Annotated in this window: 13 protein-coding genes and 2 pseudogenes; 10 read left to right on the forward strand and 5 right to left on the reverse strand. The window is 59.6% G+C overall.

What is annotated here, in order from left to right; all coding sequences use genetic code 11:
• From ACOZKU_RS03605 to ACOZKU_RS03620, 4 genes and pseudogenes are all read left to right on the forward strand, one after another.
• Positions 1 to 891 carry a branched-chain amino acid ABC transporter permease gene (locus tag ACOZKU_RS03605; protein ID WP_421577698.1) on the forward strand — a complete coding sequence of 297 codons (891 nt, stop codon included), beginning with the start codon at positions 1 to 3 and terminating at the stop codon, positions 889 to 891.
• Between the two features lie 12 nt (positions 892 to 903).
• Positions 904 to 1,931: pseudogene (locus tag ACOZKU_RS03610) on the forward strand (branched-chain amino acid ABC transporter permease).
• Entirely contained in the window at positions 1,928 to 2,596 is a 669-nt protein-coding gene (locus ACOZKU_RS03615; protein ID WP_421577699.1) for a cysteine hydrolase family protein, read from the forward strand. Before ACOZKU_RS03610 ends, ACOZKU_RS03615 begins: the two are co-directional and overlap by 4 nt.
• A gap of 14 nt (positions 2,597 to 2,610) precedes the next feature.
• Entirely contained in the window at positions 2,611 to 3,924 is a 1,314-nt protein-coding gene (locus tag ACOZKU_RS03620) for an aspartate aminotransferase family protein (RefSeq protein ID WP_421577700.1), read from the forward strand.
• Between the two features lie 703 nt (positions 3,925 to 4,627).
• Here ACOZKU_RS03620 and ACOZKU_RS03625 read toward each other — a convergent pair.
• Positions 4,628 to 4,939 (reverse strand): hypothetical protein, encoded by a 312-nt coding sequence (locus tag ACOZKU_RS03625; protein ID WP_421577701.1) that lies wholly within the window; start codon positions 4,937 to 4,939, stop codon positions 4,628 to 4,630.
• A 108-nt stretch (positions 4,940 to 5,047) separates the two neighbouring features.
• Here ACOZKU_RS03625 and gcvA point away from each other — a divergent pair, with 108 nt between their 5' ends.
• The 4 genes and pseudogenes from gcvA to ACOZKU_RS03645 all read left to right on the forward strand — a co-directional run bounded on the left by gcvA (position 5,048) and on the right by ACOZKU_RS03645 (position 7,576).
• Positions 5,048 to 5,968 carry a transcriptional regulator GcvA gene (gcvA, locus tag ACOZKU_RS03630; RefSeq protein WP_421577702.1) on the forward strand — a complete coding sequence of 307 codons (921 nt, stop codon included), beginning with the start codon at positions 5,048 to 5,050 and terminating at the stop codon, positions 5,966 to 5,968.
• Between the two features lie 73 nt (positions 5,969 to 6,041).
• Positions 6,042 to 6,349 (forward strand): annotated as a pseudogene (locus ACOZKU_RS03635) (DUF2200 domain-containing protein).
• A 600-nt stretch (positions 6,350 to 6,949) separates the two neighbouring features.
• On the forward strand, positions 6,950 to 7,240 hold the full coding sequence (locus tag ACOZKU_RS03640) for a hypothetical protein (protein ID WP_421577703.1): 291 nt from the start codon (positions 6,950 to 6,952) through the stop codon (positions 7,238 to 7,240).
• A gap of 3 nt (positions 7,241 to 7,243) precedes the next feature.
• Positions 7,244 to 7,576: a helix-turn-helix transcriptional regulator gene (locus ACOZKU_RS03645; protein ID WP_421577704.1), complete on the forward strand. Its 333-nt coding sequence runs from the start codon at positions 7,244 to 7,246 to the stop codon at positions 7,574 to 7,576.
• 192 nt (positions 7,577 to 7,768) lie between these two features.
• Here the strand turns inward: ACOZKU_RS03645 and ACOZKU_RS03650 are convergent, their stop codons facing one another.
• The 3 genes from ACOZKU_RS03650 to ACOZKU_RS03660 form a co-directional block, all read right to left on the reverse strand.
• Positions 7,769 to 8,074, reverse strand: a complete 306-nt coding sequence (locus ACOZKU_RS03650) for a putative quinol monooxygenase (RefSeq protein WP_421577705.1) — start codon at positions 8,072 to 8,074, stop codon at positions 7,769 to 7,771.
• A gap of 512 nt (positions 8,075 to 8,586) precedes the next feature.
• Positions 8,587 to 8,970, reverse strand: a complete 384-nt coding sequence (locus ACOZKU_RS03655; protein ID WP_421577706.1) for an amidase family protein — start codon at positions 8,968 to 8,970, stop codon at positions 8,587 to 8,589.
• Between the two features lie 93 nt (positions 8,971 to 9,063).
• Entirely contained in the window at positions 9,064 to 9,396 is a 333-nt protein-coding gene (locus ACOZKU_RS03660) for a hypothetical protein (RefSeq protein WP_421577707.1), read from the reverse strand.
• A gap of 432 nt (positions 9,397 to 9,828) precedes the next feature.
• Here ACOZKU_RS03660 and ACOZKU_RS03665 point away from each other — a divergent pair, with 432 nt between their 5' ends.
• Positions 9,829 to 10,248, forward strand: coding sequence for an ImmA/IrrE family metallo-endopeptidase (locus ACOZKU_RS03665; protein ID WP_421577708.1), 420 nt, complete (start codon positions 9,829 to 9,831; stop codon positions 10,246 to 10,248).
• A 344-nt stretch (positions 10,249 to 10,592) separates the two neighbouring features.
• Here the strand turns inward: ACOZKU_RS03665 and ACOZKU_RS03670 are convergent, their stop codons facing one another.
• Positions 10,593 to 12,554 carry a hypothetical protein gene (locus ACOZKU_RS03670; RefSeq protein ID WP_421577709.1) on the reverse strand — a complete coding sequence of 654 codons (1,962 nt, stop codon included), beginning with the start codon at positions 12,552 to 12,554 and terminating at the stop codon, positions 10,593 to 10,595.
• Positions 12,555 to 12,818: 264 nt separating this feature from the next.
• On the opposite strand from ACOZKU_RS03670, the gene ACOZKU_RS03675 reads away from it, so the two are divergent.
• Positions 12,819 to 13,037, forward strand: a 219-nt coding sequence (locus ACOZKU_RS03675) for a helix-turn-helix domain-containing protein (RefSeq protein WP_421577710.1), incomplete at its 3' end; no start/stop codon positions are given.

Below are 13,037 nucleotides of genomic sequence, written 5' to 3' on the forward strand. Positions count from 1 at the left end.
GTGGCTTTTGCGATCCAGTTCACCATCGATGTGCTCAGCCTCGGCGGGGCTTACGCCCTGATGGCGCTCGGCCTCGTCATCGTCTACGGCATTTTGCGGCTGGTGAATTTCGCCTATGGCGAACTCATCATGGTCGCCGGCTACACGATGTTCCTCGCCAGCGGCGACGGCCTGCCGTGGATCATCATGGCGGTGCTCGCCGTCGTCATGGCGATCGTCTTCGGTATCCTCACCGACTACGTCGCCTTCCGCCCGGTCCGAGCGAAATCGGTGACGGCTGTACTGATCACCTCCTTCGCCTTCTCGAACCTATTGCAGAACGCGGCGCTGCTCTTCATCTCGCCGCGCCCGCGCAATGTGCCTCTGCCGGAAATCTTCTCGCAGACGGTGTCGATTGGCGGCGCGATCACGCCGGTGCGCAACCTCATCACCATCGCTGCGTCCATCGTGCTGCTCGCCGCCGTCGCCTTCCTGATGCGCAAGACGACGCTCGGCATCGCCATGCGCGCGGCGGCGACCAACTTCACCATGGCGCGCATGCTGGGTGTGCCGGCGAACCTCATCATCTCGTCCGCCGTTGCGCTTTCCGGCTTCCTTGCCGGCGTGGTCGGTATCCTGTGGATCGGCCGCATCGGCACGGTCGTGCCGGGCGTCGGCATGGAGCCGTTGCTGATCGCCTTCATCGCCACGGTCATCGGTGGCATGCGCAGCCTGTCCGGCGCCGTCGTCGGCGGGTTTCTGCTGGCGCTGATCGACACGACGCTCAACTACTCCCTGTCGCAGGACCTTCTGAAGTTTCGCGACGCCTTTACCTTCAGCCTCGTCATCGTGATCCTGCTCTGGCGCCCCGAGGGCCTCATCAAGGGTCCGGCGAGCGGTCAGCGGACCTGAGGAGCGAACGCCATGAAACACGCCTATCTCACCGCCCTCATCCTTATCGCTGTCATCCTGATCATCGGCGTCGGCAGCCAATTCTCGACATTCGTCTCTATGACCGCATCGCCACCAACCTCTTAATCTCGCTGGTGCTGGTCGTCGGGCTTCAGACCTTCATGGGCAATTCCGGCCTGCTCTCCTTCGCCCATATCGGCTTCATGGGGCTTGGCGCCTATACCTCCGCGGTGCTCACCATCCCGGCGCAGATGAAGGGCATGGCGCTGCCCGACCTGTATGACTTCATGAAGGTGGTGGAAGTCTCGCCGCTTGTCGCGATGCTCGCCGCCGGTGTTCTGGCCGCAGTCGTTGCCGCGGTTGTCGCCTATCCGTTGATGCGACTTTCCGATGCCGCGTCGGTCATCACGTCCTTCGCGCTTCTCGTCGTGCTCTACACGATCATGAACAACTGGAGCGCCTTCACCAACGGCCCGCGCACCCTCTTCGGCCTACCGAATGCGACGGACATGCCGATCGCCGCCATCGTCGCCGCCATCGTCGTTGTCGTGGCTCTGCTGTTCAAGGAGTCGCGCACCGGCAAGCTCCTGCGCGCGTCGCGCGAAGACGAAGTGGCCGCCGCGGCCCTTGGCGCCAACATCCCGCACTTGCGCTGGCGCGCTTTCATTCTCGCCGCCTTCATCGCCGGCATCGGCGGTGCGCTGTGGGGGCACTTCATCACGTCATTCGCGCCAAAGGCCTTTTATCTCAAGGAGACCTTCTTGATCGTCACCATGCTGGTGATCGGCGGGGCCAACACCGTCACCGGTGCGGTCGCCGGCACGGTGCTCATCACCATCGCCTATGAGGGCCTACGCAGCACCGAGGGCGCGATTAACGCCACGTCCTTCGGCGCCGGTCAGGTCATCGGGCTTACCGAAATCGTGCTCGCGCTCGCCATGATCGCCGTCATGATCCTCAAACCCGGCGGTCTCTTCCCGAACCGCGAGATCGGCCACATCCTCACCCGCGCCCGCCGCAAGAAGGAGACCACCGCATGAGCTGGAAAACCGCCTACCGCTCCTTCTACTACGCCAATGCCGAGGCGCCGGATGACATCGTGCTTGATCCGGAGGCGACGGCGCTGCTCGTCATCGATATCCAGAACACCTATCTTGACCCGAAGGATACGCCGGAAGAGACCGCCCGCTGGCAGCCCTTCTATGACCGTATGCGCGCAACCGTGATCCCCAACACCGCGCGGCTGATCGACGAATGCCGCAAGCGCAAGGTGGAGGTCATCTACGCCCGCATCGCCTGCCAGAAACCGGACGGCCGCGACCGGTCGCTGAGCCAGAAGAAGCCCGGCTTCAACTACCTGCTGCTGCCGAAGGATCTGCCGGAAGGCCAGGTCGTGCCGGAACTCGAGCCGCGCCCCGACGAGATCGTCATCACCAAGACGACCGACAGCGCGCTGACCGGCACGAACCTGCGCCTCATTCTGCACAATATGGGCATCAAGGACGTCATCTGCTGCGGCATCTTCACCGACCAGTGCGTCTCCTCGACCGTGCGCAGCCTTGCGGACGAAAGCTTCGGCGTGGTCGTCGTCGACGATTGTGGTGCCGCGGCAACCGACAACCTGCACAAACGGGAACTGGAGATCATCAACATGATCTACTGCCATGTCGTCCAGCTCGACGAGGTTCTGACCTTCTTCAAATAGACGAGGAAAGCACGATGTCCGATCTCTACGCCCGCGAAAGCCGATCGGTCTCAAAGATGGCGCATCTGCGGTTCTTTCCGCAGGCAGTCGTCGGCGGGAATGGTGCCTATCTCACTGGCGACGATGGACGGCAACTCCTCGACTTCGCCGCCTCCTGGGGCGCGGCCAGCCTTGGCCATTCCCATCCCGCCGTCCGCGAGGCGGTCAACCGTGCGCTCTCCGACCAGTCGGGCGCCAGCTATCTTTCGACGGCGAGCGAGCCCTGCGTGCTGCTTGCAGAAAAGCTCCTGTCGCTGGTGCCTGAGCGGGCGCGCGGCCGGGTCTGGCTCGGCCATTCCGGCTCGGACGCCAACGAGACGGTCGCCCGCATGGTCGTTGCCGCCACGGGCCGCCCGCGCATCCTCGCCTTCAGCGGCGCCTATCACGGCGGCACGGTGGGCTCGATGGCGGTCTCCGGCCACCCGGCACAACAAGGCACAAGGGCGGCCGGCCTGACGCTCGTGCCCTATCCGAACAGCTACGCCGCTGGCAGCTCCGAAGCGGCAAAGAATGCTGCCCTCGCCCATCTGGAAAGGCTCTTCGCAACTGACGTTCCACCGGAAGAGGTCGCCGCCTTCTTCATCGAGCCGATCCAGTCGGATGGCGGCATGCTGGTGCCGCCGGGCGGCTACTTCAAGGCGGTGGAAGCGCTCTGCCGCAAGCATGGCATCCTGCTCGTCTCCGATGAGGTGAAGGTTGGCCTCGGGCGCAGCGGCCGGTTTAACGCCTTCGAGCACTCCGGCATCGAGCCGGATATCGTCGTCTTCGGCAAGGGCCTTGGGGGCGGCCTGCCGATCTCGGCTGTTGTCGGCCCGGAGGCGATCATGAACCACGCGGTGGCCTTTTCGCTTCAGACCGTGCACGGAAATCCCGTCTGTGCCGCCGCGGCCCTCGCCGTGCTCCAGACGATTGAGCGCGACCATCTCGTCGAGAACGCAGGCAAGATCGGCAGCCTGCTGCGCGAAGCGCTGGACCGCCTCGCCCACCGCCATTCTCTCATCGGAGATGTGCGCGGACGCGGACTTGCACTCGGCGTCGAACTCGTCGCGGACCACCCGGACAGAAGCCCGGCATCCCGCCAGACGGCCCTCACCGTCTACCGCGCCTTCCAGCTCGGCCTCGTGCTCTACTATGTCGGCGTGCAATCCAACGTGCTCGAATTCACCCCGCCCCTCACGCTGACCGGCGCGGAAGCGTTGAAGGGCGTTGCCATTCTTGATCAGGCCTTGGCCGACGTCGCCGCGGGACAGGTGGATGAAAGCCTGCTTGCCGATTTCGCAGGCTGGTAGTTTTGCCAGGTTGACCTGAAGCGCTGGCGCAGGACGCCGCGCCCACCCCATCAATATCGGATCACGAAGCGGCCGCGGGCCATTCCGCTTTCCAGCGCGACAAGGTCCTCGGGTGGCATGCGCGAGGTCGATTTCCTCGATCGGATTCGGTAGAGGCTGCTTTGCATGCACGGCGACGACCTCGCGCATTTCCTGGCGCGTTGCCAACGCTGGTTCCGGTGATGGTGACGCCGGTGGCCGTCAGCCATTCCTGAACCAGCAGCACAGGCTCGGCAACCAGCGCAGCCGCGACGATGCGCCCGCGCGGCCGGACCGCCGCGACGATCGCCGCCCAGCTTGCTGGCGTCGGCGCGAAGCCGCATGATAGCCCGGATTGTACGCAGCCTTATCCTGGTAAAAAAGACTGATCATGCCGGTGAGAGAAGACATAGGAAGCGGCAAATGACTTGGCTGCAGGTCGATCGCGCACCTTGAAAGCGAACGATTACGATGAAGTCGCTACGACATTCGCGACGATGTCGCGACAAGCCCCAAGCGACTATCAGGTCGGCTGGCCGACGGAATGCTCGGTTGCTGACAATTGGACCCGAGTTCAGCCGGAAGCTTCCGCACTATGCCGGCGAAAAGCGCGGCGCAGGCGCTCGACTGCCGCGAGTTGGATCGTGGCTTCCGGCCATTCTGTCGCCGCTAACGCACTGCATCGTCACAGGGGCCGCGGCAATGCTACCGCGCCAATTTCGAATCCGCTCGCGCGTCCTGTGAGCGCCCGGGCGGCGGTCACAGGACGGGGACGGATTGTTCCGTCCCGGTCGCGTTCGAAGCCGATGTCATCCAGACGGCGGGCCGAAAAGCGTTCGATACGCCGCATGGCAAGGTGATGGTGAAACGCATTCAGTGGCCGGGCTGCCAAGCGTGCGACGAGCACGAACAATGATGCCGGCGCCTTTCGGACGTCGAGCGCGGAAATCGGCAAGGGGTCGCTGCACGGAGCGTTATAAGTGTGAATGATACTCACAGCATTTTTCCTTTCGCAGATCGCCGCTCCCGAGGAGCGGCCGTTGAATTCAAGTTCATGAAGAAAAACTGCGGCAAAAACGGCTGGACGACAAACGATTAATCGTCGATGATTTGTGATCCATGCTCACAGGTGTTCGATGGCCGCAAACTTCCTCCCCTGACGACATTGCCGGCCTTCGATGCCGCTGCTAGGCATTTGAGCTTCACCAAGGCGGCCACGGAATTGAACCTGACGCACGGGGCGATCAGCCGAGCGGTGCGCAATCTTGAGGAAATGCTGGGCGTCCGGCTTTTCGAGCGCGACACGAGGTCGGTCAAGCTCACGTCGGAGGGAGCGGCCTACGCCGCCGAAATCGGCGCGGCACTTGACCGCGTGGGCATCGCAAACATCGCAGCGACAGCGTCCAGGTCGGCCGGTGTCCTCAATGTCAGCACCTCGGATGGCTTTGCCGGGCGCTGGCTTGTGCCTCGTCTTCACAGGTTCCATCGTCTCCACCGTGAAATCGACGTGCGTCTTTCGACATCCGGAGCGCTCACTGATTTCATCCGCGATGGCATCGACATCGCGATCCGCTACGGCGAGGGCAACTATGACAAGGTCGTATCGGAACTTCTGGCGGAAGAGGATGTCAGCCCTGTCTGCAGCCCGGAACTGCTGAAGGCAGACCACCCGCTGCGCAGCCCGGAGGATCTCCGGCACCACCGGCTCATCCACGATAATTTTCGCATCGACTGGGCAACCTGGCTGCGGGCTGCGGGCCTTTATGGGATTGATCACAGCGCCGGTGTGAAATTCGAATCCGCCGCCTATGCGGTGGAAGCGGCGGTGCAGGGCGAAGGCGTGCTCCTCGGCAGGAGCGCGCTCGTATCGGCAGACCTCGCGGCGGGGCGGCTGGTGCAACCCTTCGACCTGACTCTCAAATCGCGCTGGAGCTATTACGTCGTCTATCCGGAAGGCGCGCTGCGGAACCAGAAAATCAGGGCGTTCCGGGACTGGCTGTTTGATGAGATGGCGATGTGCCTGTAGGGCCAAGACATGCGCTTCTGCTGTCTAGACCTCTCACAAATGGCGTTGAAACGGCTTGAAACTGGAACAGCAAATGACCAAGCACAGAATTTACACGACCAGCTTTGCCAGCGTCTATCCGCACTATGTCGCAAAGGCCGAAAAGAAGGGGCGTACGAAAGCCGAGGTAGACTAGATCATTTGCTGGCTGACCGGTTACGATCAGGATGCGCTGCAAGTAAGGCTCGAAAATCAACCCGATTTCGAAACCTTCTTTGCTGAAGCGCCTTGCCTCAGCCCGTCACGAACCTAATCACCGGTGTGATCTGCGGCGTTCGCATAGAGGAAATCGAGGAGCCGAGCATGCGGGAGATTCGATATCTTGATCGACGGGAAAAGTAATGGTGAAAATCCTGCGCTCAGCCTGAGGCGATGCACATCCACTCCACGGTGATCATCGTCGCACGCCCAGATGTGATCGTCAGCATCTGACGGATTTAAAGGGCATTTCGGATCCGCATCTTTTCGACCGCACCTTAGCGAAGAGCAACCACTCGCGGCGACCCAGGATTGCGGCGTGAAGCGGACCGTCGCGCAGGGTTTCTGCTGCTGGTCTTATGCCCGCATCGGCGGTGTCGTGAAACGGAGGACGATCGGGCTCGGTGACAATCCCCGGAAACGCCAGCGGCACTCTCGACGCAACGCAAGCGCCGGATGCCGCTGATGGGCGGCGTTTGGCAGGGCGGAAGATCATCTTGTCGCGATGATGACGCAGTCGCGCGCAAGATCGAACGACAAGGCGAAGCGGGAATTCGGCTGGCAGCCGCTCGATTTCCTTGTGGCGGCGGGGTTTGAGACGGTCCAAGCACTCACCCACGCAGCGGGTACCCGGTCGAATGTTGAGCCCACGCAATGGTTGGATCTACGCATTCCCAACTGACAAGATGCTGTCGGTTGGCCTATGATAGTTCGGCTTCGTTGTCACACACAAAGGAGCTTGATGTGAACGCAATCGAACTTGCCAGCTTCAGAGTGAGACTCGACGTGGACGAAGCGTCCCTGCAGACGGCAATTGACGAGACGAACCGGTGGCTTGCCATTCAGACGGGCTTCGTGCTGCGGCGCCATGGCTCTGGCGACGGCCGCGAGCGGATCGACTACGTCGAATGGCAGAGAATGGATCACGCCATGGCGGCCGCAGAACGCTTCATGGCGGCGCCGGAAACGCAAGCATATATGGTAGCGATCGAGACCGGCTCGGTTTCGATGCACCATTTCACGCTGATGCCGTAAGCCATGCGCCGTGCCGACCGTCTCTTCGAAATCTTACAGCTTCTTAGAGGCGGTCGGCTGCGTACGAGCAAGGAACTGGCAAAGACGCTTGAGGTCTCGACCCGCACGGTTTGGCGTGGCATTGCTGATCTCCAGAAGCAGAATGTGCCAATCGATGGCGAACGCGGTCTCGGCTATATGCTGCGTGCCGGTTATTTCCTGCCACCGCTGGCGCTGACGGCGCAGGAAATAGAGGCTCTGACCTGGGGTACGAAGCTCGTCAAACCTATGGCGACACGGCGCTCGCAGATGCCGCGCGCGAGGTGCAGATCAAAATCTCCGCTCCCGCCCAACTGACAATCATATCGTTGGAACCATCAGCACCAAGGTCGCTGCGCTTCAAGCGGGTCATGCCGTCTGGGGTCTCGCCATCAAGCTCACGCAATCGCAGGGCTCCGTCCGCAAGGCGACGGTCCGGAACGGAGCCCGAGCCCCTTAGTCGATTTAGAACTGCAGTTCATTTCCGTCAGGACTTGGAATTTCTGGCGCTCATGGCCGCTTGTCGGCGAGGATAGCTAACTTATGGATCTGTGGCGGCTTGGCAAACAGGTCTCCTGCCTCTGCCTTGGCCATCAAGGCCGCAGCGACTTGGCCATTTAAGTGAGCGTCTCTTCCGTCCTCATCGTCAAACGTATCAAAGATCGCAAACGAACTCGGTCCTTCCTGGATCGCATACCAGGAAATCGTGCCTGGCTCCGCGTTGACGAGAGGTATGGCTGATCTCAGGAAATCGGCGACCTCCTGTTCCTTGCCGGGTTTTGCTTCAACCGGAACGTAGAGCGCGAATTTGGTCATGACCATCTCCATGGGCACCTGATCGTGCCCCAAGCTACTATACCACGTTTAGCCGCGGATGTTTCGCAATCGGGCAAATAAAGAAGTCCATAGGGTAGCTCGGTTTGATGTTGGAGGGCGAACTCCTCGGAATGGTTCGAAAATAAAGGTCACGGATCAAAGCTCTTGATGGTATTCAAACCGTCAGTCCTCACAACGAGGTATTTACGGCTAGAAATGGATAGCGGCGGTCGAAAGTCCCTCCCGACCCGAATGCAAATTTTCTGATCCGATACCGCATTCCTGTGTCCTCCAACACCGTAGTCGCCGCCAACAAGCCGGTTCGCACCGAAATGCCAGTCCAACGGCGTAGATCGGCACTCTTGGTCTGCTCTCGACGATCAGGTGCTCGATCTCATTCTGTTTCTGTGCAGTGGATACGAGGATGAGACCATCGCACCGTTTTTCGATGGAAGGCTTCGCATGGATCATCGGCGCACGAGCGTTTTGCGAGTCGAAGTGCCGACTCGATATCAACCGAGCAAAGCTTCCAGTGCGGAAGACGCCGCGAGAAGTCTATCGTCGTTGTGCTTCGGCGCGGAGACGAGAAATCCAACGGGCATGCCGTCGGTGCCCGTGCCGCACGGCAGCGAGACGCAGCACCAGTTGAGGAAATTGCCGATCAGCGTGTTGCGCAGGGTTTGGCCGTTCATCTGGAAGAACAGATCTTCATTTTCGAGGAGCGGCTGGAGACGCGGCGCCACATGCGGCAGCGTCGGGCACAGCACGAGTTCCCCCGGCCCCAGTGTCGCTTCGAAAGCCGCAGTCAACCACTCGCGGGCAGCAAGAGTCTCGACATAGTCGGCCAGTGAGATATTTTCGCCGAGGAGCGTGCGCTTGACGACCCGTGGATCCATGTTGGCGGCTTGCGGACCCGTGATCCGAACAATCAGCAACTCCTAAGGCAACCGCCGGCAAAACTCTCCATGAAGCCAGCAGATACCGTCGATTTACAGAACCGGAAACGGCATGTCCCCGCGATCGACGAGTTGCTGCACCTCGATATGGGCGCGAGCCTCGAGCTGAAGGTTGCGTTTCTCCGGTTCGCCAGAAAAATCACCCAACATGGCACGGTCGATATCGATCGGCAGGGTATTGTGCCCCTCAATGAGATTTGAGTAGTAGCAGTTCATCGAGCGCACCAGATCGCCGACAGATGCCCGCATAAGCGGGTGTAGGCGCGCGGCGAAACGGCTGGCCGCCGAGGTCAATTCGATCGTCAGATCTTCCAAGTCCCGATTGCTTTCGGGGAGGAGTGGTTCAATGCTCGCGAGCGTAACCATTTTTGCCGATTTCTATGCCACTAGATTTATCTTTATGAACATAGTGATAGGCACCATCTCATGCAAGCACTTTGCCGGTCCCAGTGCCGATCTTGTTTTAGAGCTGCTTTAAGAAGCGTGAGCTTCTTGCCGATCTGTCGCTCAAGAGTACGTCGGCCTATCTTCGACAAACCGTGGCCAACGCGCTTTCTGAGAACAATCGACCGCAACAAGTCAGCGGACCATTCGAAAACATCAACTGCTGCCGCCCACAAGTTATGATTGAGACGACAAAAGGATCACCTATACTTCTATACGTGTAATTATACGTGTAATTTCTTGATTCGGCCCTCCGCGTATTCGCACAGGAGAAACGATTGGCATCACGCAAGGCAATCGAGGAGCAAGCGAGCAAGTTGCTAGCGTAGACCCGGTGCGGATCTAGGCGCCCCTGTGGATCCAGTTGCGGTTGCGAACGAATTGGGTCTCAAGGTTTATAACGCAACATTCGCAGACAAAGGTATTCACGGGCTAATCGCCAAGCGACCTTCCAACACCAGCATCTACGTCAACGTTAATGACCGGCCCGTAAGAAAGCGATTTACCGTCGCCCATGAGGAGATTGGCATTGCGCACGCTGGCGATCGTGTCGCGGCTCACTCGTTGCCGAAGATTTTCGACAGGTGTGCACAGTATTTTCAGACTCGCTCGTCAACCAGAAGGTTGAAAGACTGTGCCCTTCAGGCAATGCCGAACATACGTACTGCGAGGCATCCCCTTCACTCGTGTTCGGTCAGGCATGCGCCGCAGATCCGACATGCTTTACTCCCCCATGTCGACGCTAAGATCGAAAGATGGCCACATCCCCGCTGATATCACTATTAAAAAGTGCAGGGTTCGGCCGGCCACCCTCTCCGAACTGGACGGCCCCATACTATAGACCGCAGGATAGACTCGGACCGGCCTAGTCAGCCATGACGTCACGGTCAGATGGACACGCCAGCCGCGGTACTCGGGGACAATTATCAATGCCGAGCGCATGATCACCGATAGGAGGCAGTGCGGCTCAGTAGGATCAACCCTTAACCTGCAAGGGCGCCATCGGCGCATGCCGCCCATTCCTTTGGTGCCAATCGTTGGGCCGGCCGCGTTTATGCAGGACATGATCACGGTAAGGGTCCACGCTGCCGGCGGACGGAAAGATACCGGATCCGTGGTTAGCGTGGCTGCGGGATGAGGTCTTCCAGCTTGTCCAGATAGGCATCGGCGAGCACTGCCGCACCCATGCTATTTGGATGAATGGCACCATAGATTTTGAGGTACTGCGAGAGCACCGGATCAAACAGCTTTGCCAGCAGGGATGTGCTTTTCTCACTTTCCACTTGCATTTGGTTCTGGATCATGAAGCTATCATTGATCGTTCGGAACCAGCGGGTGGTCGGCGCATAGGCGTCGAAACCGTCCATGTACTTTCGGGTCGAAAGAGTGTCTTCCTTCGAGAGCGTTCCCTCCGCGCAGATGCCGTGACCCTTGATGCGCTCGAGGTGTCCTTCAGCAACGGTCCATCGCCGACCATGGCGATTGGGAGCCTTTCGGACTGCAGTGTTCAAAGGATCCACGACATATTCCACGATGCTCCTGCTCTCCAGATCGGACACATTCGCCGTGCCGCGGCTCGGGAATGCCTCTAGACCACGGGTCAGCCCCCCTTTGTTTGAACCACAAACTTTCCCGTTCTGGTCAGTTGTCGGGTTTGGATAGGCTGCGATAATGACCCTGCGTGAATCCGTTATCAGCAGGTTGTTCTCCAGGATCTTGTCGAGTTCGGCGTACTTTCCTGGAAGCTCACGGGCAATGTATTGGCCTGCTTCCGCGGGCGGTCTCGACTGATCGGCCCATCTGAACGCCACGGTCTGCAAACCCGGTGACGCGAGGACGCTGGCTATGATTTTCGAAAAGCCGATGTCGTTGCCGCCTATCGACAGCAACACGGCATCTATTGGCCTTTTGAAGCCGGCCGGACAACGCAGAACAAGCTGATCGAGCGTCTTGGACTTGAACTGATCGTTCAGATGCCGCGTATAATTTCCATTCCGCCAGTCACGGCGATCATACGCATTTTTAAGGCCGCGCGTCATGCTCGCCTCCTCGCGGCACAAGGCTCTGATCGCTTGATTTATTTGAGATTCGTCCCATATCCAACGCTGACCATTCAAACGCCCTGCCCGCGAGAACTGAGAGGTATCACCCGTACCCGCATAGGGGCCGATCAACCCTTCGAGAATCTCCGCTCCCGAGCAGGCAAAGCCCAGAAAAATGGTTTCCTCTCGAGGACGGCGTGCCGAAAAGTGAATCGCAGCCCTCTGCTGCGCACCGAGCAGGGAACGGTGGCAGTCACGGTCGAGCCATTGGGCGGCAACACGGCCGACCGTGCCGTCTCCCCGTCGCGGCATCGGAAACGCCTTGTTGGTATCCATTTTCTTGGACAATTTTACAGGGATATCCGGATTTCCTTCGCCTGACGCGAAGGAATCGCCAAGGCCGACGATCAATCGTTCACGGATCAGGGTATCGCTACCAGTAAGTTGAAAGGTTGCGCCGGTTTCGAGGACTGTCACCGCCAAAACACTGGACTTAGTGCCGCGACGGATATTGATGTTCTTTAGCCACTCTCCACAACGTACTTTCCATTCGGGGATCGTTGCCCCGTCCGCCGACCATTGGCAGGTTAAAGCGGCTACACTTGGCCCACTCAGCCGCACCTTGATGCCGGCACGTTCCGTGCTGTCAAGCAAGCTTTTGTCGTAGGTCCGTGTTTTATTGCTCCATGCGATCGCGGTTGCCAACCATGCATCGCGCAGATGCGAATTATCCTCGCCGTCCCCACCTGCTGCAAGGTCGTCGCGCATCGTTCGCAACCGCTCCTCGCCAAGGGCCATTTCGGAGCAGCTCACCAACTTTGGCTTTTCGTTACAGGTCAGATCTACGAATAAGTCACGGCGATAGTCCCACAGCCGCCTATCGACGCTCTTCTGGAAATATCGGTCCTTCTCACCGAAATCCCCGAAAAGCTTGAAAGGATGACGCAATTCCCACTCAATCTTCGGCGAGTCTTGCGCCGCCAAAACGACACTGTTGCCTACGGTCAAAGCCAACGCGGCATAGAAAATCCTTCGCACCGTGTCCCCCTACGTCGTTCAAGCGCGCGGACCCCCCCCGAGGCGTCGCAATCACACGCTGAAAACAATCCCCATCCATATTCGTGCATAGATTACTTTTGGATGCAACCTGCCTACAGCCCTTCACCTAGGCGCGCAAAAGCCGCGGCCCATTCCGCCGAGTGGGTACCACTCGATGAGAATGACCTAGTCGCGGGGTGGGTTCAAGTATGAAGTGCGACTTACGAATGATGCCAATGGGTTATCAGTCGCAAGGACGCTGTCATGAAACGCACCTACTCCCATCTTGATCTGAACGAACGCCGCAGGATCGCCCGCTGGCGCCACGCCGGCCTGAGTATCGATATCATCGCGGAGAAACTTGGACGTCATCGCTCGACGATCTTCCGCGAGGTTCGGCGCAACGTCTATATCGACAAGGAATGGCCCGATCTCAGCGGCTATCATTGCACGACGGCGCATGACATGGCGTGTGAGCGTCGT

Source organism: Shinella sp. M31 (assembly GCF_049199205.1).
GTDB lineage: Bacteria > Pseudomonadota > Alphaproteobacteria > Rhizobiales > Rhizobiaceae > Shinella.